The sequence below is a fragment of the Massilia sp. R2A-15 genome (assembly GCF_030704305.1).
Lineage (GTDB): Bacteria > Pseudomonadota > Gammaproteobacteria > Burkholderiales > Burkholderiaceae_D > JAFCUW01.
In genome coordinates, this window is the sequence record NZ_CP131935.1 from 2,731,728 (window position 1) to 2,754,342 (window position 22,615).

The following is a 22,615-nucleotide window of genomic DNA, read 5'->3' on the forward strand; positions in this document are numbered from 1 at the left end:
CAGTCGAACATGCATGTTCGACCTCCCGCGGGGCGAATAGTTCGCCCGGATCGTCGAGGTTCGACAAATAGTATCCGCATCGGACGAATGGAGTCAGGTCCGGCGGACCTCACCCCCGCCTTTGACGCCGCGGCTACGGTATGAGGCGCTCGTCGCGCAACTGAGCGAACAAATCGAAGAACGATTCTTCGGTCGACTGGTAGCCGGTGAAGCCGAGCTTGCGGCTGCGCGCCATGTCCGTCATCACTTCGATTGGCCGGCCCAGGTCCAGGTCGGTGTGCCAGGCCGACGCGAGACGCCCAAGGTCTGCCTCGACCAGGCCGTGGCGCTGAGCCATGTCGCGCCACAGAGCCTGATCGGCCTGCATGGCTGCCTCCAGCGGATGAATGGTGCCGTCGAAGCCAGCCGCTTCGACGCCGAACCAATTCGCCAGCCGGCCCCACAGCCACTGCCAGCGAAACACGTCGCCGTTGACGATGTTGAATGCCATGTTGTGCGCCGCCGGAGTATCGGCCGCCCATACCAGCTGGCGCGCCAGCTGACGCGCATCGGTGACGTCCGACAGCCCTTTCCACTGCGCCTCTGAACCAGGCCACTGGAACGGCCGCCCCGTCTCCTTGCAGATCGAGGCATACACGGCCAGCGTGGTGCCCATGTTCATGGCGTTGCCGACCGCCTTGCCGATCAGGGTGTGCGGGCGATGCACGTTCCAGCTGAAGCCATCGCGCGCCGCAGCGGCGTACACTTCGTCTTCCTGCGCATAGTAGAAATTCTCGATCGGCAGGCGTGGCTGCTCTTCGCGCAGCGGCGTCTCGGGCAGAGTGCCGGCGCTCGCATAGGCTTCGAACGGGCCGAGGTAGTGCTTCAGCCCCGTCACCAGCGCGACATGGCGTACCGACTTCTTTGGCGACAGCGCGGTGAGCACGTTGCGCACCATGGCGCCGTTGACCCGGATGTTTTCCACCTCCGTATCCTGGCGCAACCAGGCGGTGATGAAGACGTTGGTGGGCGCGACGCCGGCCAGCGCCGCTTCGAGATTGGCCGGGTCGAGCAGGTCGGCGGCCACCGGGCGCACGCCCGGCACATCCTGCTGTGGCTTGCGCGCAAGGCCGTGCACTTCCCATCCATTGTCGATAAGTACAGTGGCAAGGTTGCTGCCGGCGATACCGCTTGCGCCTACTACCAGGGCGGTCTTGTTCATGGTCGGCGTCCGCTGCGTTGAAAATCGCTTAGTCTACCGCGATGTCTCACAACGCGGCGCGTGCGAAGACGTTCTTGAGGATAGGGCAAACGCGGAACCTGAGACGCAAATCAGCGCGGCACGGCATCCTTCATCATGTCGTAAAAGTGCTGGGCGCCAGGCGACAGCACGCGCCCGGCGCGCCGGATGACGCCCAGCGAGCGCGTGATGCCCTCTCCCTTCAGCGCCACCGCACGCAGCACGCTGGCGCTGTCCGTCGGCATGGCCAGTTGCGGCACCACGGCGATACCGAGGCCGGCCTTGACCATTTCCAGCAAGGTCGACACGTGGCGCACTTCGAGCATGGAGACCAGCTGCTTTTCGCCTGGCGCCCTGGCGCGGTCCAGCACCATCCGGTTGCCGCTCGACTTGGCCACCGTGATGTAGGGATGCTTGCCGATGTCGTCCCACGTGACGCTGCGCCGCTTGGCCAGCGCATGGTCGAACCGGCAGGCCATCACGAACCGCTCCTGCAGGATCGGTTCGAAATCGATTCCCGGCTCATCGGCGCCCAGAAAGTTGATGCCAAAGTCCGACTCGCCGCGCGCCACGTTGTTCAGCACCGCATGCGCGCCTTCATCGATGATACGCAGCCGCGTGCGCGGGAACTGCAGGTGAAAACGCTGCATGATCGGCGGCAGGAAGTTATGCGCCACCGATGGCACGCAGGCCACCGTGACTTCGCCAAAACTAAGCGAAAGGTCGCCGATGTTATGCAGCGACGCCTCCACGCCCTGCAAGATCTCGACCGCGCGGCCGTAGAACTCGCGACCCACCAGCGTGAGCGCGACGCGCCGCGTGGTGCGCTCGAACAACTGGACGCCGAGCGCTTCCTCGAGCTTGCCGACGCGCCGCGACAACGCCGGCTGCGACAGGTTCAGCGCCAGCGCCGCGGCGCGAAATCCGCCCTGCTCGACGACCGCCACCATCGCTTGCAAGTCATCCAGATCGAATCGTAAGCGGTTCATGAGGATTGATGCCGTGGACGCATCAAAAGTAAGGAAGGTTGCATTTTACTTTATCAATCCCGGTTCTGATAATGAAGGCGCAATCACCCCCACCATAAAAAATCAGGAGACACCATGCGCGCCACCCTTCATTCGACTCTCACACGCCGCCTGTTCGCCGGCCTCGCCCTCACGCTCGCCCTGGGTGCGGCACGGGCCGAGACGGTGGAGGTGATGAACTCCGGCGGCTTTTCCGCCGCCTACAAAGCGCTGAAACCGAAATTCGAGGCGGCCAGCGGCCACACGCTGTCGACCGCGTGGGGCCCGTCGATGGGCAAGTCACCCGAAGCGATTCCGAACCGCCTCGCGCGCGGCGAGCAGGCGGACGTAGTGATCATGGTGGGCTATGCGCTCGATGCGCTGATCAAGGAAGGAAAGGTCGATCCGGCCAGCCGCACCGACCTCGCCGATTCGCGGATCGGCATGGTGGTGCGCGCCGGCCACGCCAAGCCGGACATCTCGACGGTCGATGGCCTGCGCGCGGCAATGCTGGGCGCGCGCTCGATCGCCTACTCCGACAGCGCCAGCGGCGTCTACATCGAACGCGAGCTGCTCACCAGGCTGGGCATCGAGCAGCAAATGAAACCGAAGGCATACATGGTCGAGAAGACGCCGGTGGCCGCCCGTGTGGCGCGCGGCGATTACGAACTGGGCTTCCAGCAGGTCAGCGAGATCCTGCCGGTGGCCGGCGCCGAATTCGCCGGGCGCTTGCCGGAGGCGGTGCAAAGCGTGACCAGATTCGCCGCCGGCATCCCGGTCGGGGCACGCCATCCGGACGCGGCGCGCGAACTGATTCGCTACATGGCATCGCCGGCGGCGCGTGCCGATGTGCTGGAAAGCGGTCTTGACCTGGTGCCCGCGCGCTGACCGCGGCATCCCTTCCCCTAATTAATTCAAGCCGCGCCTGGCCGCGGCGTCACGAGGTTCCTCATGCACTCCCCTTCTACAGCAACGCGCTCGCGCGTCGGCACCGTGCTGCGCGTCACCAGCGGCAACTTCATGGAAATGTTCGACTTTTTCCTGTTCGGCTTTTACGCCACCGCCATCTCCAAGGCCTTCTTCCCGGCCGGCGACGAGGTGGCGTCGCTGATGATGACCTTCATGACTTTTGGCGCCGGCTTCCTGATGCGGCCACTCGGCGCGATCATCCTGGGCGCGTACGTCGACCATGTCGGCCGCCGCCAGGGCCTGATCGTCACGCTCGGCCTGATGGCGCTCGGCACCGTGCTGATCGCCTGCGTGCCCGGCTACGCCAGCATCGGCTACCTGGCGCCGGCGCTGGTGCTGGTCGGGCGCCTGCTGCAAGGCTTTTCGGCCGGTGCGGAGTTGGGCGGCGTATCGGTCTACCTGGCCGAGATGGCGACGCCCGGCAACAAGGGCTTCTACGTCAGCTGGCAATCGGCCAGCCAGCAGGTGGCGATCATCGTCGCCGCCGCGCTCGGGTATGCGCTGAACCTGTGGCTGACGCCATCGCAGGTCGGTACGTGGGGCTGGCGCATCCCGTTCTTCATCGGCTGCCTGATCGTGCCGGTGCTGTTCGTGATTCGCCGTTCGCTGCAGGAGACCGAGGAGTTCAAACAACGCAAGCACCGCCCAAGCTTGCACGAGATATTCAGGTCGATGCTCGACAACTGGGGACTGGTACTGGCAGGGATGCTGCTGGTGGCAATGACCACGGTCTCGTTCTACCTGATCACGGTGTACACGCCGACCTTCGGCAAGGCCGTCCTCAAACTGAGCACCAGCGATGCGCTGATCGTCACCTTGTGCGTGGGCCTGTCGAACTTCATCTGGCTGCCGATCATGGGCGCGCTGTCGGATCGCGTCGGCCGCAAGCCGCTGCTGATCGGCTTCGCGCTGCTGACGATCGCCTCCGCCTACCCGGCCATGAGCTGGCTGGTGCGCGAGCCGAGTTTCGAGAAGATGCTGGCGGTGGAGTTGTGGCTGTCGTTCCTGTATGCCAGCTATAACGGCGCGATGGTGGTGGCGCTGACCGAGGTGATGCCGGTCGAGGTGCGCACCGTCGGCTTCTCGCTTGCATATTCGCTGGCGACGGCGATCTTCGGCGGCTTCACGCCGGCGATCGCCACCGCGCTGATCGGCGCCAGCGGCGACAAGGGCGCGCCGGGACTGTGGATGACGTTTGCGGCTGTTTGCAGCGTGATCGCTACGCTGGTCTTGTACCGCAAGCGCGATGCACGGCTGGCCAGCGAAGCGGCGCCCGCAATCCACGCTGCCTGATGCAACGGGTCGGGGCGATGGGGGTCAGGTCCGGCGGACCTGCCCCCGCTTTTGTCGCTACAGAGTCTTGATGAACGCGCGCACGCCGCCCAGCAGCATCTCGACCGACATGGCGGTCAGGATCAGTCCCATCAGGCGCTCGAACGCGGTCATCACCTGCGGGCCGAGCGCTTTCTGCAGCTTCTCGGCGCTGAGGAATACCGCCAGCCACACCACCGCCACCGCGGCGAGCGCTGCGACGTGGATCATCACCTCGCCCATCGTCTCGCGCGAGAACAGCAGCACCGTCGCCAGCGCGGACGGTCCGGCCAGCGCGGGAATCGCTAGCGGGACGATGAACGGCTCGCCTCCCTCGGTTCGCCCCAGCACGCCGTCCGGATGCGGGAACACCATGCGAATCGCGATCAGCAGCAGAATCACGCTGCCGCCGATGCGCAGCGATACTTCCGACAGCTGCAGCGCCGTCAGCAGGTGCCGGCCGAAGAACATGAATACAAGCAGAACCACGAAGGCGATCGCGCATTCGCGCAGCACGATGCGCGGGCGGCGCGTGCGCTCGGTGCCGGCCAGCGCGCTGACGAAAATCGGCACGTTGCCAAATGGGTCGGTGACGAGCAGCAGCAGGATGAAGGTTTGCAGGAAGGTCTGGGTCATGGGGCAAGTCAATTCAACATGGGGTCAGGTCCGCGGGACCAGACCCCGACATGCGGCAGTCGCGTACCGGGGTCTGGTCCGGCGGACCTGACCCCATCTTGATGCGGCTGCCATATAAAAAAAGCCAGAGCATCACGCTCTGGCTTTCGCGGCACGGCGGCGCTCTACAGCGCGGCGCGGCCCTTCTTCATCCACGCGGCCAGCTGGTGCGGACGCAGGCCGTCGTAGTCTTCGAACGGCTGGTGGATCCACGGATTGTGCGGCAGCTCCTCGAGGAAGTAGTCCGGCATGATCGACGAGGTGCCCTTCACCCAGATGACAGCCGATTTCACTTCGGTCACGCCGGCGAAATTTTCGCTCAGGTGCTTGGTGACCTTGTCGAGCGTGACGCCCGAATCGGCCAGGTCGTCGACCAGCAGGATCTTGCCGGCCAGCGGGCCCTTGGTCATCGTCATGTACTTGGCGATGTCGAGGTCACCGCGCACGGTGCCGGCTTCTTCACGGTACGAACTGGTCGACAGGATCGCCAGCGGCACGTCGAAGATGCGCGAGAAGACGTCGCCCGGACGGACGCCGCCGCGCGCCAGGCACAGGACCTGGTCGAACTTCCAGCCCGATTCGTACACCTTGAGCGCCAGGCGCTCGATCAGGCGGTGGTATTCGTCCCAGGAGACCCAGAGGTCCTTGTCGGTCGATGGTGGAGTGGTCATGCTCATTCCTCTTCTGAAGTCGTGGGATTATTCAAACGGGTGGCGCAGGACGATGGTCTCGACGCGGTCAGGACCGGTCGAAACCATGTCGATCGGCACGCCGACCAGCTCTTCGATGCGCTTGATGTAGTTGCGCGCGGCAGCCGGCAGCTCGGCCAGCGACTTGGCGCCGACGGTGCTCTCTTTCCAGCCCGGCATCTCTTCGTACACCGGTTCGCAGCGGCCCGCTTCTTCGGCGCCGACCGGGAAGATGTCGACATCGCGGCCGTCGATCTTGTAGCCGGTGCACAGCTTGAGCGACTCGATGCCGTCGAGGACGTCGAGCTTGGTCAGGCACATGCCCGACACGCCGTTGATCTGGACCGAGCGGCGCAGCAGCGCGGCGTCGAACCAGCCGCAGCGGCGCGCACGGCCGGTGACGGTGCCGAATTCATGGCCGACGCGCGACAGGTGCTCGCCGACGCCGGCGTCGGTCGCCAGCTCGGACGGGAACGGGCCCGAACCGACGCGGGTGGTGTAGGCCTTGGTGATGCCCAGGATGTAGTGCAGCATGCCAGGACCGACGCCCGAACCGGCGGAGGCGTTACCGGCCACGCAGTTCGACGAGGTCACGTACGGATAGGTGCCGTGGTCGATGTCGAGCAGGGAACCCTGGGCGCCTTCGAACAGCAGGTTGCCGCCGGCCTTGAAGGTGTTGTGCAGCGAGGACGGCACGTCGGCGACCATTGGACGCAGGCGCGGCACGAGGGCCATCGCGTCGTCGAAGGTCTTCTGGAAGTCGATCGCTTCGCCGCCCAGGTAGTTGGTCAGCACGAAGTTGTGGTAGTCGAGGTTCTCTTTGAGCTTCTCGGCGAAACGCTCCGGATTGAGCATGTCGGCGATGCGGATCGCGCGGCGCGCGACCTTGTCTTCATAGGCCGGGCCGATACCCTTGCATGTAGTGCCGATCTTGTTCTCGCCACGCTTCTTTTCGCGCGCCACGTCGATCGCGACGTGGTACGGCAGGATCGCCGGGCAGGCCTCGGAGATCTTCAGGCGCGACACGACTTCGACGCCGATCGCCTGCAGCTTGTCGATCTCGCGCATGATGTCCGGCACCGACACGACCACGCCGTTGCCGATGTAGCAGGCCACGCCTTCGCGCATGATGCCAGACGGGATCAGCTGCAGCGCGGTCTTCTGGCCCTTGATGACCAGGGTATGACCGGCGTTATGGCCGCCCTGGAAGCGCACGACGCCCTTCGCATGGTCGGTCAGCCAGTCGACGATTTTGCCCTTGCCTTCATCGCCCCATTGGGTACCGATGACGACGACGTTCTTTGCCACGTTTTTCTTTGACATCACACTCAGCCTAAGTTTTTGAGAATCCAATTTCCATCTTCGAGCACGAGCGCGCGGTCGCACTCGAACTCGTCCTGATCGTCGTCGTGACCCGGCAGACTCTGGATCACGACCTCGCCTGTTTTGCGCAGCTCGGCGATTTGTTCGCGCAGTTCCGGCGCATTGCCCCATGGCGCGCGGATTGCATGTTTGCGCTCGGCGCTCGGCAACAGCCGCGCCAGTTCGCGCAGGTCGAGCGAGAAGCCGGTCGCGGGCCTGGCCCGGCCGAACGCCTCGCCGACGTGGTCGTAGCGCCCGCCGCGCGCCACCGCATTCGGCAGGCCGGGCACGTACAGCGCGAACATCGCGCCGCTTTCGTACTGGTAGCCGCGCAGGTCGGCCAGGTCGATCGCCACTTCGGCGCGGCCCAGCGCGGAGCCGGCCAGCGCGGCCAGTTCGGCCAGCGCCCTGGCGATGCCGTGCGACTGCGGCAGCACGTCGCGTGCGCGCGTGAGCACATCGACGTCGCCGTACAGGTGCGGCAGCGCCAGCAGCGCCTCGCGCGTCTCCGCGGCGTAGTTCTTCGTCAGCGCGTCCAGCCCCGGGCTGTCCTTGGCGCGCAGGAAGGCGTACAGCGCCGCTTCGTCGCCGCGCGCGGCGGCATCGTCGGCGATGATCGAGCGCAGCACGCCGACGTGCGACAGGTCGAGCCGGACATCGTCGAAGCCGGCCATCGCCAGCGACGCCAGCGCCAGTTCCTGGATCTCGGCGTCGGCTTCGAGGCCGGCGTGTCCGTAGATTTCGGCGCCGATCTGCAGCGGTTCGCGGGTGGCGTGCAGGCCCGAAGGACGGGTGTGCAGCACGCTGCCGGCGTAGCACAGGCGGGTGACAGAATCGCGATTGAGCAGGTGCGCGTCGATGCGCGCGACCTGGGTTGTCATGTCGGCGCGCAGGCCGAGCATGCGCCCGGAAATCTGGTCGACCAGCTTGAAGGTGCGCAGGTCGGTGTCCTTGCCGGCGCCGGTCAGCAGCGAATCGACGTACTCCAGCATCGGCGGCATGACCAGCTCGTAGCCGTACAGGCGGAAGTTGTCGAGCATCTGGCGACGCAGGTCTTCGATCTTGCGCGCTTCGGACGGCAGGACGTCGGCGATGTTCTCAGGCAGGAGCCAGTTCGGCATGGGCTAGGAGCGGTAACGGGAGTTTATTAAATTTCGGGCAAGACGCGAAAACGGGCTCGCGCAAATGGAGCGCCGAACCATCAATTTTACCCGAAAATGCAAATCAGCGGCCAGCAAACAAAAAGGGCTCAGGTCCGCAGAACCTGAACCCGGCGATTTCTAGTCGCGTCTTCAGGGTCTGACCCCGCGGGGTCAGACCCAGGTTTTCCTATTTCTTCGATGGCGCCGGCGCAGCGGCGCCGCCCGGCGCGCGGAAGTACTTGAAGAATTCCGAGCCCGAATCGAGCACCATGACGTCGCCGCGGTTGCGGAAGGTGGCGCGGTAGGCTTCGAGCGAGCGGTAGAACTTGTAGAACTCCGGGTTCTTGCCGAACGCCTGGGCATAGATTTCGGACGCCTTGGCGTCGCCCTCGCCCTTGATCTTTTCGGCGTCGCGGAACGCTTCGGCCAGGATCACGGTGCGCTGGCGGTCGGCGTCGGCGCGGATCTTTTCCGATTCGGCCGAGCCGGTCGAGCGCAGTTCGTTGGCCACGCGGGTGCGCTCGGCCTTCATGCGCTCGTACACCGAGTTGTTGATCTGCTCGACGTACTCGACGCGCTTGAGGCGCACGTCGACGATGCCCACGCCGATCTGGTTTGCCTCCGTGACGACCTTGCTGACGATCGCCTGCATCACCTTGCCGCGTTCGCCCGAGATCACTTCGCGCACGGTGCGCTTGGTGATCTCGTCGTTCAGCGCCGCCTTGATGATCTGGTTCAGGCGGTCACGCGCGCGGTTCTCGTCGCCGTTGAAGCTGACGTAGTACAGGCGCGGATTGGTGATGCGCCACTTGACGAAGGCGTCGACCAGGATGTTCTTCTTCTCGGCCGTGATGAAGCGGTCGGCGTCGGGGGTGTCGATGGTCAGGATGCGCTTGTCGAGCGACAGCACGTTCTGGAACGGCGGCGGCAGCTTGAAGTGGATGCCCGGCTCGCTGATCACTTCGCGCACTTCGCCCAGCGCGAAGACAATGGCATAGTGCTTCTGGTCCACCACGAACATGGTCGACTGGAGCAGCAGGAAGGCGAGAAAGCCGGTAACGAGAAGGGTGACGATGCGGTTCATCAGCGGGTCTCCCGGTCACGCGAATTGTCTCGGCCGCGGCTGTCGCGCTGGCGCACCTGTTCTGCTGTCTGCATGGTTTCCTGTGGCTGCGGCGCGGCGGCAGGCATAGGCTGCACCGGACCGGATTTCGAGCCCGGGCCGCCGTCCTTGCCGGCGCTCTGGGCGATCAGTTTGTCGAGCGGGAGATACAGCAGGTTGCTGCCCGCCTTGGCGTCGACCATCACCTTGCTCGCGCTGGTGAAGATCTCTTGCATCGTGTCGAGGTACATGCGGTCGCGCGTGACGCCCGGCGCCTTCTGGTACTCGGTGAGCACCTGCGAGAAGCGCGCCGCGTTGCCGGTGGCGTTCTCGGTGACCTTGGCGCGATAGGCCTCGGCCTCCTGGGTCAGGCGGATCGCGTCGCCGCGTGAGCTCGGAATGACGTTATTGGCATACGCTTCGCCTTCGCTGCGGGCGCGGGCGCGGTCCTGGCCGGCCTTGACGGCGTCGTCGAAGGCGCCCTGCACCTGCTCGGGCGGCTGCACGCTTTGCATGGTCACGTTGGTGATCTGCGCGCCCAGGTTGTAGCGGTTGGCCAGGTCCTGCATCAGGCGCGTCGCGTCGAGCGCGACCTTCTCGCGCCCTTCGTAGAGCACGAAGTCCATCTTGCTCTTGCCGACCACTTCGCGGATCGCGGTCTCGGCGATCTGGCGCACCGTGTCGTCATCGTGCTCGCGGTTGGTGTAGATCCAGGCGACCGGATCCTTGAGTGTGTACTGCACCGCGAACTGGATATCGATGATGTTCTCGTCATCGGTCAGCATCAGCGATTCCTTGGTGTTCTTCGAACGCACCGAGCCGCGGTAGCCCACTTCGGCGGTGCGCACGGTCGACACGTTGACCGTCTCGTGCGCCTGGAACGGGTACGGCCAGCGCCAGTTAAAGCCGGCGCCGGTGGTGTGACTGAGCCTGCCGAAGGTGGTGACCACGCCGACCGAGCCTTCCTGCACGATGAAGGCGCCGCTGGCGAGCCAGATGAACACGGCGATCGCGCCGACCACGCCGGCGGTGATGCCGGCGCCTTTCATGTCGGGACGGTAGTCGCCGCCACCGCCGCCGCCGTTGTTCTTCTGGCCGAACATGCGGTTCAGGCGCTGGTTGAAATCGCGCCACATCTGGTCGAGGTCGGGCGGACCTTCTCCCCCGGGCTTCTTGCCTTCTTGTTTTTTGTTGTCGCCTTCGGGCTTGTGGCCCCAGCGCGGATCGTTGAGCGACAACTTGACGCCGAGGCGCCTGATCAGGGAAACGAGCATGCTATCGTGGTCCGACGTTATTAGTGGTTTTATTCGTATCGGCGATGTCGGCGTCTTCCAACGCAAACGCCTCACCGGCATCGTCCTGCTCTTCGAAAAGACGGGTCAGACCTGGCGCGGCCTTCGCCGCTTCGACAATCGCCTCGCGCAGCAGGTCGAGGCCCTCGCCACTCTGGGCGCTGATAAAAACGCGGCTGATTTTATCATATTCATCACGTTCAATCGCCGGCTCGAGGCCCGCCGCGTCGATCTTGTTCCAGACGAGGATCTGCGGAATGTGGTCGGCGCCGATCTCGCGCAGCACTTCGTTGACCTGGTCGATCTGCTCCATGCGCACCGGGCTGGCGCCGTCGACGACGTGCAGCAGCAGGTCGGCGTGGATGGTCTCTTCCAGCGTTGCGCGGAACGCGGCGACCAGCTGGTGCGGCAACTCGCGCACGAAGCCGACCGTGTCGGACATGACGACGTTGCCAACTTCCTGGCCAAGGTACAGGCGGCGCGAGGTGGTGTCCAAGGTGGCGAACAACTGGTTGGCGACGTACACGCCGGCCTTGGTCAGGGCGTTGAACAGGGTGGACTTGCCGGCGTTGGTGTAGCCGACCAGCGAGACCGAGAAGGTCTGGCTGCGCCCGCGCGAACGGCGCTGGGTCTCGTGCTGCTTGCGCAGCTTGACCAGGCGCGCGCGCAGCATCTTGACGCGCTCGCCGATCAGGCGGCGGTCGGTCTCGAGCTGGGTTTCGCCCGGACCGCGCAGGCCGATACCGCCCTTTTGCCGTTCCAGGTGGGTCCAGCCGCGGATCAGTCGCGTGGCCAGGTGCTGCAGCTGCGCCAGTTCGACCTGCAGCTTGCCCTCGTGGCTCTTGGCGCGCTGGGCGAAGATGTCGAGGATCAGGCTGGTGCGGTCGAGCACGCGCACGTTCAGGCGCTTCTCGAGATTGCGCTGCTGGGCCGGCGACAGCGCGTGGTTGAAAATGACGATTTCGATGTTCTCGGCCAGGCAGGCCTGGCCGATCTCGTCGGCCTTGCCGCTGCCGACGAAGTAGGCCGGGTCGGGGCTGGAGCGCTTGGCGGTGATGGTGGTGATCGGTTCGGCGCCGGCCGAGCGCGCGAGCAGCGACAGCTCTTCCACGCTGGCGGCAAAGTCTCCAGCGCCGAAATCGATGCCGACTAGCGCGGCGCGCATATGCACTCAGCCTGGGCCATGGCCGAACCGCCCGCGGCCTTACTCAGCTTCAGTCTCGAGGTTGAGGTTGACGGCGCGCGCTGGAACAACGGTGGAGATCGCATGCTTGTAGACCATCTGGGTAACCGTGTTACGCAGCAGTACGACGTACTGGTCGAACGATTCGATATGACCCTGCAGTTTGATCCCGTTGACCAAGTAGATCGAAACGGGAACGTGCTCTTTGCGCAAGGCATTGAGGAATGGGTCTTGTAACAGTTGCCCTTTGTTGCTCATAACAGCTCCGTGTGTTGTTGTATTTCAAAAGTTGGAGGCGACTCGGGCGATTTCAAGTGGGGGACTGTATCTTTCCTAAGAGGCCAATAATGTCGATAAGCTACTGTAACCTGTTTTGCCGGTCTATGTCGTACGCCCGGCCTTATTTCTTTGCGAATGGATTCTTGCCCATGCGCAGTTCGATCCGCAGCGGCGTGCCGACCAGGTTGAATGTGTCGCGGAAGTGCTTTTCCAGGTAACGTTTGTACGGCTCGCCGATGGCGTCGAGCGCGTTGCCGTGGATGACGATGATCGGCGGATTCTGCCCGCCCTGGTGGGCGTAGCGCATCTTCGGACGGATCGAGCCCTTGCGCTTCGGCTCCTGCTTCTCGACCGCCTCGATCAGCGCGCGCGTCAGGCGCGGCGTCGACAGGTCGGCGGTGGCGGCGGCGTAGGCGGCGTCGACCGACTTCATCATCGGGCCGATGCCGGTGGCTTTCAGCGCCGAGATGAAATGGGTCTTGGCGAAGGACAGGAAGTCGAGCTTGCGGTCGAGGTCGATCTTGATCTCGTCGCGCTCGTCGCTTTGCAGACCGTCCCACTTGTTGACGGCGACGACCAGCGCGCGGCCCGACTCCAGGATGAAGCCGGCGATGTGCGCGTCCTGCTCCGAGATGTCCTGCTGCGCGTCGAGCAGCAGGATGACGACGTGCGCTTCCGAGATCGACTGCAGCGTTTTGACGACCGAGAACTTCTCGATCGCCTCGAACACCTTGCCGCGGCGGCGGATGCCCGCGGTGTCGATCAGCGTGTAGTTCTTGCCGTCGCGCTCGAACGGCACTTCGATCGAGTCGCGCGTGGTGCCCGGCATGTCGAAGGCGATCACGCGCTGCTCGCCGATCAGGGTGTTGACCAGCGTGGACTTGCCCACGTTCGGGCGGCCGACGATGGCGATCTTGATGCCGCGGTCGGCCGGCTCGAGTTCTTCCGCGTCCGGCGCGCGCGAGGCGAAGGCTTCGTTGAGCGCTTCCTCGACCAGGTCGGCGACGCCGTCGCCGTGCGCGGCCGAGATCACGTAGGGATCGCCCATGCCCAGCTCGTAGAAGTCGGCCACGACCGAGGTGTACTTCATGCCCTCGCCCTTGTTCACCACCAGCATGACCTTGCGGCCGGACTTGCGCAGGAAGTCGGTGATGGTCTTGTCGTGCGGCGTCATGCCCTGGCGGCCGTCGACGATGAAGATGACGACGTCCGCTTCGGCCACGGCCTGCTTGGTCTGCAGGGCCATCTGGTGCATGATGCCTTCCTTGGCGACCGGCTCGAAACCGCCGGTGTCGATGACCAGGAAGGGACGTTCGCCCACGCGGCCTTCGCCGTAGTGACGATCGCGCGTCAGGCCGGGCAGGTCCGCCACCAGCGCGTCGCGCGAGCGGGTGAGGCGGTTGAATAAGGTCGATTTCCCGACGTTGGGGCGACCAACTAATGCTATTACCGGCTTCATGTTATTCGACCGCGATTGCGGTCACGGTTCCATTCTGTGTTTGAAAAATAAGGTTCGAGCCAGCGACCAGCGGAGTGGCCGTTACCGGGCTGCCGTCGGTTGCCGCGCGCGCCAAAAAGGCGCCGTCTTCGCGGGACAGGAAATGAATATACCCCTGATAGTCGCCGACCGCGACCGCGCGGCCGTACGAGACGGGGGTCGACAGGCGGCGGTAGCCCAGCTTGTCGTTCTTCCAGGCGCTCACGCCGCCTTCGCGGTTGAATGCCAGCACTTCGCCGCGGTCGCTCGAGGCGAACACGAAGCGCTGGTCGACGGCCACGCCCACTTCCGACGACAGTTCCTTGGTCCAGCGCGCATTGCCGGTGGCCAGGTCGAAACAGCCCACGCGACCCTGGTAGGACACGGCGCAGACGTCGCCCTCGATGACGACGGGCGTGCCGCCGATGTCGGTGACGCGTTCGAGTTCGGTCGCGCCGCGCGCTTCGCCGACCGCGATTTCCCAGCGCGGAGCGCCGTTCGCGATGACCAGCGACAGCAGCTTGCCGCCCGGCTGGGCGACGATCACGTCCTTGCCGGCGATGACCATGCCGGGCGAGGTGCGCAGCGTCAGCGGCGGCGATGGGCGCTGCACGGTCCACTTCTTCTCGCCGGTCTTGGCGTCAAGGCCGACGATGCGGTTGTCGATCGAGCGCACCACCACCATGCCCTGCCCCACCACCGGCGCCGACAGCACCTCGCTGGAAGCCTGCGCGGTCCACAGCGCCTTGCCGTCCATGTCGAAGGCCATCACGGCGCCCTTGACGCCGCCGACGACGAACATGTTGCCGTCCGAGCTGACGCCGGCCGACAGCGGCTTGGCCGCCTTGATGCGCCAGGCCGCCTTGCCGCTGGCCGCGTCGACGCGCGCGATGGTGCCGTCGCCGGCGGCGACGATCAGGGTCGAGCCGACCAGCGCCGGGGTGAACTCGTAATTCTGCGACTTGCCGATGTCGAGTTTCCAGGCCGTGCGCACCGCCATCGAACCTTTCAGTTCGACCAGCGGCACTGGCACATTGCCTTTCGGCTTGGAGGCAAACGGGTTGAGCGAACTAATGGTGGAACAGCCGGCCATCAGGGCCAGCACACTCACGCCAACCAGTTTCTGGGTAATACGCATAGTCTTTAACCTTGTTCTTTGACTTGTTGTGGGTTCGGACGCGTCGCTTCGACGAATCAGGCAGCGGCCTTTGCGTCGGCCGGCACGGTGCCACCGATCGACTCGAGCTTGATTTCGACCAGCTTGCGGCCAGGGTTTTTCTTGTCCATCGCGGCCAGCGCGGCGATGTAGGCGGTGCGCGCCTCGGCCAGCTTGTTCTGCGCGACCAGGATGTCGCCCTTGCGGTCGGCCACGGCGGCGGCGAACTGCGGCAGGAACTCGGCACCGAGCAGCTTCAGGCCTTCGTCGTAGGCTTTCTCGTCGAGCAGCACGCCGGCCATGCGCAGCCTGGCGATCGCCTTGTACTCGTCGCTGCCGTGGTCGACGACCCACTGCAGCTGGGCCTTGGCGGTCTTCATGTCGCTGGCGTCGAACGCGCCCTTGGCAGCGACCAGCGCGGCCATCTGCGCGTAGGCGGTGCTGGTGTATTTTGCTTCGATGTCGGCGGCGAGCTTCTGGGCGCGCGCATTGTCGTTGGCGGCGGCCGACTTCTGCAGCTCGTCGTAGATGGCCGACGCTTCCGCGGCCTGGGTGCGCTGGTGGTAGTTCCAGAAATTCCAGCCGGCGTAGGACGCCAGGCCGATGATCAGCACCCAGCTGATCAGATTGCCGAACTTGTTCCAGAACGCCTTCAGTTCCGCCAATTGTTCTTGTTCTTCGAGATCGTATGCCATGGTCGTGTCAATATCAGTGTGTGGATGGGATTAGTGGTGGTAGTGCACGTGATCGTGGTCGTGGTCGTCGCCGACGATCTGGTCGACCAGGTAGTCGACCACTTCGTCGAACGGCACCGTGGCCTGCTGCTGTCCATCGGCAGTCGCGCGCATGGCCTTGACCGCGGCGACATTGTTGGCAATCTCGTCGTCGCCGAGGATCACCGCGAACGCCGCGCCGCTGCCGTCGGCCTTCTTCATCTGGCTCTTGAAACTGCCGGCGCCCGAAGCCGCCGCGCAATGTAGCACAACATCGAGGCCGGCATCGCGAATTCGCTCGGCCAGCACGAAGGCCTGCATCTGCGCCGCTTCGCCCTGGTGCACCATGTAGACGTCGCACTGGGACGGCTCGTTCGGCTCGCCCGCCGACTTCATCAGCTCGATCAGGCGCTCCATGCCCATCGCGAAGCCGACCGCCGGCGTCGGTTTGCCGCCGAACATTTCGATCAGCGGGTCGTAACGGCCGCCGGCGCACACGGTGCCCTGGGCGCCCAGTTCGGTGGTGACCCATTCGAACACGGTGCGGTTGTAGTAGTCGATGCCGCGCACCAGGCGCGTGTTGACCGTGTAGGGCACGTTGTTATGGTCGAGGATCTTCTTGACGCCTTCGAAGTGGGCCAGCGACTCGCCTTCGAGGTAGTCGAGCAGCTTCGGCGCGTTGTTCACCAGGTCCTGCATCGCCGGGTTCTTGGTGTCGAGGATGCGCAGCGGGTTGGTGTGCAGGCGGCGCTTGGCTTCCGCGTCGAGCACGTCCAGGTGCTGCTCGAAGTAGGCGATCAGGTCGGCGCGGTGGCGCAGGCGCTCGGCCGCGTCGCCGATCGAGTTCAGTTCGAGCTTGATGTTTTCCAGGCCCAGGTCATCCCACAGGCGGCGGCACAGCATGATCATCTCGGCGTCGATGTCCGGGCCGGCGAAGCCGACCGCTTCGGCGCCGAACTGGAAGAACTGGCGATAGCGGCCGCGCTGCGGACGCTCGTGGCGGAACATCGGGCCCTTGTACCACAGGCGCTTCGGGCCGTCGTAGACCAGGTTGTGCTCGAGGATCGCGCGCACGGTGCCGGCGGTGCCTTCAGGGCGCAGGGTCAGCTTGTCGCCGTTCATCGAGTCTTCGAAGGAGTACATCTCTTTTTCGACGATGTCGGTGACGGCGCCGATGGCGCGCGCGAACAGGCCGGTCTCCTCGAGGATCGGCGTGACGATCTTCTGGTAGCCGTAGCTTTTCAGGATGGACTCAGTGGTGTTTTCCAGCAGCTCCCACAGCGGCGCTTCGGCCGGCAGGATGTCGTTCATGCCCTTCACGGCCACGATTTTTTCGGGTTTGCTCATTTATTTTTTGCCGTAATTCGTTTGTACATAGTCCAGCACGATCTGCTGGAATTCCTTGACGATGTTCTCGCCGCGCAGGGTGACCTTCTTCTGGCCGTCGACGAACACCGGCGCGGCCGGCGATTCGCCGGTGCCCGGCAGGCTGATGCCGATGTTGGCGTGCTTCGATTCGCCAGGGCCGTTGACGATGCAGCCCATGACGGCCACGTTCATGCCTTCGACGCCGGGATACAGCTTTTTCCATTCCGGCATCTGCTCGCGCAGGTAGGTCTGGATGTCGTCGGCCAGCTCCTGGAAGGTGGTCGAGGTGGTGCGGCCGCAACCAGGGCAGGCAATCACCATCGGCGCGAACTTGCGCAGGCCCATGGTCTGCAGGATCTCCTGGCCGACCACGACTTCCTTGGTGCGATCGCCGCCCGGTTCGGGCGTGAGCGAAATGCGGATGGTGTCGCCGATCCCTTCCTGCAGCAGCACCGACAGCGCCGCGGTGGAGGCGACGATGCCCTTGCTGCCCATGCCCGCTTCGGTCAGGCCCAGGTGCAGCGGGTAGTCGCAGCGGCGCGCCAGTTCGCGGTAGACGGCGATCAGGTCCTGCACGCCCGACACTTTGCACGACAGGATAATCTTGTCGCGCGCCAGGCCCAGTTCTTCGGCGCGCACGGCGTTCTCGATCGCCGACGTGATCAGCGCTTCGTACATCACCTGCTGCGCGGTCCACGGCTGCGCGCGCGCGGCGTTTTCGTCCATGATGCGCGCCAGCAGCGACTGGTCGAGCGAGCCCCAGTTCACGCCGATGCGCACCGGCTTGTCGTACTGCGCCGCCACTTCGATCATCTGGGCGAACTGCGAGTCGCGCTTGGCGCCCTGCCCCACGTTGCCCGGGTTGATGCGGTACTTCGACAGCGCGCGGGCGCACTCGGGGAAGTCGCGCAGCAAGGTGTGGCCGTTGTAGTGGAAGTCGCCCACCAGCGGCACGTCGATGCCCATCTTGTCGAGCTGCTCGCGAATCGCCGGCACGGCGGCCGCCGCTTCCGGTCGGTCCACGGTCAGGCGCACCAGTTCGGAGCCGGCGCGCGCCAGTTCCTTGATCTGGATCGCGGTGCCGATCGCGTCGGCGGTATCGGTGTTGGTCATCGACTGGACGACGATGGGCGCGTCGCCACCCATCCACACCTTGCGGTCGCCGTGTGCAATCAAAACGCTGCGGCTTGCGCGCCGCGCGAGGGGGCCGGATGGAATCGCCAAATTCGAAGAAGACATATGCAATTAAATTCGATTACTTGAGGTTCACTTTGGCAGCCGCGCCGGGTTGCGCAGGCAGGTCGAGCGCGGCGCCGCGCAGGGTCGCGCTGACGCCAGTTGGCTTGCCGACCACCAGCGTGACCGGCTCGGTGATGTCGAAGGTTTCGGTGCTGCCGGCCTTGACGACGCGCTTGATCAGCGGTGCGCCGTGAGCGCGCCTGACTTCGATCCACGAGTCTTCGCGCACCGCGATCACCAGGGCGTTGGCCGCAGGCGCCGGCGCCGCGGCTGCGGCAGGCGCAGTCACGGCGGCAGGAGCGGCTTCAGGCGTGACAGCGGGCGCCACGACAGGCGCAACGCCGGCCGACGGCGAACCGGCGGTGGCGGTGCTCGGCGGCGGCACGGAAATGAGCGGCACCGAAGGATTGAGCAAGGTGGTCGGCGTGGCCGGCGCGCTGGCGACCGGCGCGGCAGGCGCCGCGTTATTCGGCTGCAGCACCGCGGTGGCCGATGCCGGCGTGGCGGCGGTCTCGCCCCGGTTCATCAGCTTGGCGACCAGGCCGAAATGCCAGGCCGCGGCAACGGCGCCGGCCAGCACGACGGCGGCGACGATCGGCATGACCGGCAGCGCCGCGCGCTTGCCGTGGGTCGGGAAGCGCACTTCGGAGAACGATGCCTGCGTCTTGTGGCCGCGGATCGTAGTGCCGGTGGCGTCGCTCGGGCTGGGGGTGTCGAGCGGGATCTGCGCCACCAGCGGCGCCGCATCGAGCTTGACGATCTTGGCATAGGCGCGCACGAAGCCGCGCACCACGGCCGGTCCCGGCAGCGCGGCGTAGTCGCCCGCCTCGAGCGCGACCACCTGGCGCACCGCCAGCTTGAGCTGGTCGGCGACCTGCTCGACGGTCCATCCCATGGCCTCGCGTTGCGCCGCCAGCGTCTTGCCCGGCACGCCGTGGTTGTCGCCGTTAGCCGGCTGTTCTACCCACTCTGAACTCATTGTCGTTCCTGTTTCATTCATCGAATGCACCGCGCTGCAGTGCCGCGTATTCCGGCGAACCGGGATGGTGGCGCCGCAGCATCGTCGCCATGCTGGCCTCGGACGCCTTGTCGCCCAGCTTGCGGTCGATCCGCACCGCCAGCCACAGCACCTCGGCCGACAAGCTGTCGAGCTTCGCATCCGCCTTGACGCGATTGATAAAAAATCCGGCGCGCTGCAAATCGCGCCGCTCGTAGTACACCCGCGCCAGTGCGGCGTTGGTGGCAGGATAATCAGGCTCGTAGCGCAAGGCGTCAAGCAGATAGCGCTCGGCGGCCTCGTAGTTCTTCATCTTGACGCTGCACGAACCGGCGTTGATCAGCGCCTTGACCGGCGACTGGTAGGTCGGGTTCTTCAGCGCCGACTCGAAGTACGGGATGCCCTGAGCGCCGCGGTTGTGCTGGCACAGGAAGGAGCCGTAGTTGTTGGCCAGCTCCGGATTGCGCGGCGCCAGGCGCAGCGCGCGCTGGAAGCTTTCGTCGGCCAGCTTCTCCTCGCCCATGCGGTCGTAGATCAGCGCGCGCACGCCGTGGGCATCGGCAAAGTCCGGGCTGATGGCGATGGCCTGCTTGACTTCGTCGAGCGCCACTTCCATCTTCCCGTCCTGGAAGTAGCCGACCGCCAGCTGCAGGCGGATCGAGGCGCGCTTGTCGGCCGCGGTCTGGTCGGACGCGGTTTTCAGGTCGGCGCTGCCGCCGCCCGGCCCGCCGCTGCCCGCGCAGCCGGCCAGCGCCAGCGCGAACAGGCACAGGGTCAGGGCCCGGTTCAAGAACGGATCTCCACGATCTTGCCGAAATTGGCGCCGAACTTCTGCTTGTATTCGTCCATCTTCTCCATCCGTTCCTGGACCCGGGTGCGGTCCTGCACTTCGCCGGCCAACTGGCCGCAGGCGGCGTCGATGTCGTCGCCGCGGGTCTTGCGGATGGTGGTCACCAGGCCGCCGTCCATCAGCACCTGGGCGAAGGCCTTGATGCGCGGGTTCTTCGAGCGCAGCAGGCCCGATTCCGGGAAGGGATTGAACGGGATCAGGTTGAACTTGCACGATACGCCGACGACCGGGTCATTGACCAGCGCCAGCAGCTCGCGCGCGTGCTCGTCGCTGTCGTTGACGCCGTCGAGCATGCAGTATTCGAAGGTAATGAAGTCGCGCGGGGCGAATTCGAGATAGCGCTTGCACGCAGCCATCAGCTCGCGCAGCGGGTATTTTTTATTCAGCGGCACCAGGCCGTCGCGCAGCTTGTCGTTCGACGCGTGCAGCGATACGGCCAGCGCCACCGGCACTTCCTGCGACAGCTTGTCCATCATCGGCACCACGCCGGAGGTCGAGAGCGTGACGCGGCGGCGCGACAGGCCGTAGGCGTTATCGTCGAGCATGAGCTTGAGCGCGGTGGTGGTCGGCTCGAAGTTCAGCAGCGGCTCGCCCATGCCCATCATGACCACGTTGGTGATCTGGCGTTCGCCTTTCGGGCCGGGCTCGATGCCCTTGGTGCGGCGCAGTTCGAATTCGGCCATCCACAGCTGGCCGATGATTTCGGCCACCGTCAGGTTGCGGCTGAAGCCCTGCTTGCCGGTGGAGCAGAAGCGGCAGTTGACAGCGCAGCCGGCCTGCGTGGAGATGCACAGCGTGCCGCGGTTTTCTTCCGGGATGAACACGGTTTCGACCGCGTTGCCGTTGCCGACGTCGACCAGCCACTTGCGGGTGCCGTCGCTGGAAGTGTTGTCGCTGATGATGGCCGGCGCGCGGATCTCGGCGCGGGTCTTCAGCTTGTCGCGCAGGGACTTGGCCAGGTCGGTCATGCTGTCGAAGTCGCTGGCGCCGAACTGGTGGATCCAGCGCTGCAGCTGCTTGGCGCGAAACGGCTTCTCACCCAAGTCGGCGCAGTAAGCGACGAGTTGCGCGGGATCGAAGTCCAGCAGGTTGGTGAGAGTCGTCATGGTGTTTTCAATATCTAAAAAGTGATGCGAACCCCGCTCGCCGGGCCCGAGGCTTCAGGCGAGCGGTTCTTGTTGCGTGCTGGCGATTACTTCAGTTCTGGGAAGAAGTAAGCGATTTCTACTTTGGCAGCTTCGACAGCGTCCGAACCGTGGACGGCGTTGGCGTCGATCGAATCGGCGAAATCGGCGCGGATGGTGCCTTTTTCAGCTTTCTTCGGATCGGTCGCGCCCATCAGGTCGCGGTGCTTGAGGACGGCGTTCTCGCCTTCCAGGGTCTGGATCATGACAGGGCCGGACACCATGAAGTCGACCAGATCCTTGAAGAAGCCGCGCTCTTTGTGAGCGGCGTAGAAGCCTTCAGCCTGTTCGCGCGACAGTTGGGTCATGCGGGCAGCGACGATCTTCAGGCCAGCGTTTTCGAAACGGCTGTAGATTTGGCCGATGACGTTTTTTGCAACTGCGTCTGGTTTGATGATCGACAGGGTGCGTTCGATAGCCATGTGTAAAAACTCCAATAAAAAGAAAGGTTTAAATCGAGAAAATAAGAACTCAATCAACCTTTGATTTTACCATATAAACCCCACCTGCCCTATATTGCACCGGCGGGCGCCGTAGTGATAGAGTGGCGCCAGCAATTCGATGCTGCACTGACGCAATTTTGCGCGCTTTTGCGCGTGCGTGCTATGCTTTGATCGAGCGACAACCCTAACCACGACTTGGAGTCATGATGATCACCAACCTGCAAAAAGGCTACGACCTGGCGGGAAGCACCCAGGCCATCCGCCATCGCGTGCTGCGCAACACCTACTGGCTGCTGGCGCTGTCGATGATCCCGACCGTATTCGGCGCCTTCGTCGGCGTGCAGATGAACCTGCCGATGCTGACCGGCGCCATGGGCTTCATCATCTTCATGGCGATCGCGTTCGGCTTCATTTTCGCCATCGAAAAGACCAAGAACTCGGCCGCCGGCGTCGCCGTGCTGCTCGGCTTCACCTTCTTCATGGGCCTGATGCTCACGCCGATCCTGCGCCACACGCTGGGCTACAGCAACGGCGGCAGCCTGATCATGACCGCGTTCGGCGGCACGGCCTGCATCTTCGCCGTGATGGCAACCTGGGCCACGGTGTCGAAACGCGACTTCTCGCTGATGGGCAAGTGGCTGTTCGCCGGCGTCATCGTGCTGATCCTGGCGTCGTTCGCCAACATCTTCCTGCACCTGTCGGCGCTGTACATCGTCATTTCAGTGATGGCGATCGGTATCTTCTCGGCCTACATCCTGTTCGACGTGCAGCGCATCATCAACGGCGGCGAGACCAACTACATCACCGCCACGCTGTCGATCTACCTCGACGTGTACAACATCTTCGTGAATCTGCTGTCGCTGCTGGGCCTGGGCGGTAGCCGCGATTAAGATGCTTGAGTAGTCAAGTAAAGAAAAAGCCGACCCGCGGGTCGGCTTTTTTTATGGGCGCCGGACGA

22 protein-coding genes are annotated in these 22,615 nt (G+C 64.7%); 3 read left to right on the forward strand and 19 right to left on the reverse strand.

The genetic code is table 11. The annotated features are described in order from the left end of the window. Window positions 1–133: 133 nt before the first annotated feature. Both Q4S45_RS12605 and Q4S45_RS12610 read right to left on the reverse strand, forming a co-directional pair. The gene (locus Q4S45_RS12605) at window positions 134–1,201 is read right to left on the reverse strand and encodes an SDR family oxidoreductase (RefSeq protein WP_305504657.1); all 1,068 of its coding nucleotides are present in this window, start codon (window positions 1,199–1,201) and stop codon (window positions 134–136) included. 110 nt (window positions 1,202–1,311) lie between these two features. After that, complete coding sequence (locus tag Q4S45_RS12610; RefSeq protein ID WP_305504659.1) at window positions 1,312–2,208, reverse strand: LysR family transcriptional regulator; 897 nt, start codon at window positions 2,206–2,208, stop codon at window positions 1,312–1,314. 114 nt (window positions 2,209–2,322) lie between these two features. On the opposite strand from Q4S45_RS12610, the gene Q4S45_RS12615 reads away from it, so the two are divergent. Both Q4S45_RS12615 and Q4S45_RS12620 read left to right on the forward strand, forming a co-directional pair. Beyond that, window positions 2,323–3,114: a substrate-binding domain-containing protein gene (locus Q4S45_RS12615; protein WP_305504661.1), complete on the forward strand. Its 792-nt coding sequence runs from the start codon at window positions 2,323–2,325 to the stop codon at window positions 3,112–3,114. A 63-nt stretch (window positions 3,115–3,177) separates the two neighbouring features. Further along, window positions 3,178–4,488, forward strand: a complete 1,311-nt coding sequence (locus Q4S45_RS12620; RefSeq protein WP_305504662.1) for an MFS transporter — start codon at window positions 3,178–3,180, stop codon at window positions 4,486–4,488. Window positions 4,489–4,545: 57 nt separating this feature from the next. Here the strand turns inward: Q4S45_RS12620 and Q4S45_RS12625 are convergent, their stop codons facing one another. The 17 genes from Q4S45_RS12625 to ndk form a co-directional block, all read right to left on the reverse strand. Further along, window positions 4,546–5,142, reverse strand: coding sequence for a MarC family protein (locus Q4S45_RS12625; RefSeq protein ID WP_305504663.1), 597 nt, complete (start codon window positions 5,140–5,142; stop codon window positions 4,546–4,548). Between the two features lie 164 nt (window positions 5,143–5,306). Next, entirely contained in the window at window positions 5,307–5,852 is a 546-nt protein-coding gene (locus Q4S45_RS12630; RefSeq protein ID WP_305504665.1) for a phosphoribosyltransferase, read from the reverse strand. A gap of 27 nt (window positions 5,853–5,879) precedes the next feature. Further along, window positions 5,880–7,193 carry an adenylosuccinate synthase gene (locus Q4S45_RS12635; protein WP_305504667.1) on the reverse strand — a complete coding sequence of 438 codons (1,314 nt, stop codon included), beginning with the start codon at window positions 7,191–7,193 and terminating at the stop codon, window positions 5,880–5,882. 5 nt (window positions 7,194–7,198) lie between these two features. Then, window positions 7,199–8,353 carry an ATP phosphoribosyltransferase regulatory subunit gene (locus tag Q4S45_RS12640; RefSeq protein ID WP_305504669.1) on the reverse strand — a complete coding sequence of 385 codons (1,155 nt, stop codon included), beginning with the start codon at window positions 8,351–8,353 and terminating at the stop codon, window positions 7,199–7,201. A 208-nt stretch (window positions 8,354–8,561) separates the two neighbouring features. Next, window positions 8,562–9,458: a protease modulator HflC gene (hflC, locus tag Q4S45_RS12645; RefSeq protein WP_305504671.1), complete on the reverse strand. Its 897-nt coding sequence runs from the start codon at window positions 9,456–9,458 to the stop codon at window positions 8,562–8,564. Continuing rightward, a complete protein-coding gene (hflK, locus tag Q4S45_RS12650; protein ID WP_305504673.1) occupies window positions 9,458–10,750 on the reverse strand; it encodes an FtsH protease activity modulator HflK in 1,293 nt (430 codons plus the stop codon). Before hflK ends, hflC begins: the two co-directional genes overlap by 1 nt. Window position 10,751: 1 nt before the next feature. Beyond that, complete coding sequence (gene hflX / locus Q4S45_RS12655; RefSeq protein WP_305504674.1) at window positions 10,752–11,933, reverse strand: GTPase HflX; 1,182 nt, start codon at window positions 11,931–11,933, stop codon at window positions 10,752–10,754. A 39-nt stretch (window positions 11,934–11,972) separates the two neighbouring features. Continuing rightward, window positions 11,973–12,209: an RNA chaperone Hfq gene (hfq, locus tag Q4S45_RS12660; RefSeq protein WP_211463703.1), complete on the reverse strand. Its 237-nt coding sequence runs from the start codon at window positions 12,207–12,209 to the stop codon at window positions 11,973–11,975. Between the two features lie 142 nt (window positions 12,210–12,351). Beyond that, entirely contained in the window at window positions 12,352–13,689 is a 1,338-nt protein-coding gene (der, locus tag Q4S45_RS12665; RefSeq protein WP_305504678.1) for a ribosome biogenesis GTPase Der, read from the reverse strand. A 1-nt stretch (window position 13,690) separates the two neighbouring features. Beyond that, on the reverse strand, window positions 13,691–14,845 hold the full coding sequence (gene bamB, locus Q4S45_RS12670) for an outer membrane protein assembly factor BamB (protein WP_305504680.1): 1,155 nt from the start codon (window positions 14,843–14,845) through the stop codon (window positions 13,691–13,693). 56 nt (window positions 14,846–14,901) lie between these two features. Then, a complete protein-coding gene (locus Q4S45_RS12675) occupies window positions 14,902–15,558 on the reverse strand; it encodes a tetratricopeptide repeat protein (protein ID WP_305504682.1) in 657 nt (218 codons plus the stop codon). A gap of 30 nt (window positions 15,559–15,588) precedes the next feature. Then, window positions 15,589–16,923 (reverse strand): histidine--tRNA ligase, encoded by a 1,335-nt coding sequence (gene hisS, locus Q4S45_RS12680; protein ID WP_305504684.1) that lies wholly within the window; start codon window positions 16,921–16,923, stop codon window positions 15,589–15,591. Then, entirely contained in the window at window positions 16,924–18,183 is a 1,260-nt protein-coding gene (gene ispG / locus Q4S45_RS12685; protein WP_305504686.1) for a flavodoxin-dependent (E)-4-hydroxy-3-methylbut-2-enyl-diphosphate synthase, read from the reverse strand. A 16-nt stretch (window positions 18,184–18,199) separates the two neighbouring features. Next, window positions 18,200–19,162 carry a helix-turn-helix domain-containing protein gene (locus tag Q4S45_RS12690; protein ID WP_305504688.1) on the reverse strand — a complete coding sequence of 321 codons (963 nt, stop codon included), beginning with the start codon at window positions 19,160–19,162 and terminating at the stop codon, window positions 18,200–18,202. Between the two features lie 13 nt (window positions 19,163–19,175). Continuing rightward, on the reverse strand, window positions 19,176–19,970 hold the full coding sequence (pilW, locus tag Q4S45_RS12695) for a type IV pilus biogenesis/stability protein PilW (RefSeq protein ID WP_305504689.1): 795 nt from the start codon (window positions 19,968–19,970) through the stop codon (window positions 19,176–19,178). After that, window positions 19,967–21,136: a 23S rRNA (adenine(2503)-C(2))-methyltransferase RlmN gene (gene rlmN, locus Q4S45_RS12700; RefSeq protein WP_305504690.1), complete on the reverse strand. Its 1,170-nt coding sequence runs from the start codon at window positions 21,134–21,136 to the stop codon at window positions 19,967–19,969. The genes pilW and rlmN overlap by 4 nt, the downstream gene beginning before the upstream one ends. Before the next feature lie 86 nt (window positions 21,137–21,222). Further along, the gene (gene ndk, locus Q4S45_RS12705; protein WP_305504692.1) at window positions 21,223–21,636 is read right to left on the reverse strand and encodes a nucleoside-diphosphate kinase; all 414 of its coding nucleotides are present in this window, start codon (window positions 21,634–21,636) and stop codon (window positions 21,223–21,225) included. A gap of 227 nt (window positions 21,637–21,863) precedes the next feature. Here ndk and Q4S45_RS12710 point away from each other — a divergent pair, with 227 nt between their 5' ends. After that, window positions 21,864–22,547, forward strand: a complete 684-nt coding sequence (locus Q4S45_RS12710) for a Bax inhibitor-1/YccA family protein (RefSeq protein WP_305512101.1) — start codon at window positions 21,864–21,866, stop codon at window positions 22,545–22,547. Window positions 22,548–22,615: the final 68 nt, after the last annotated feature.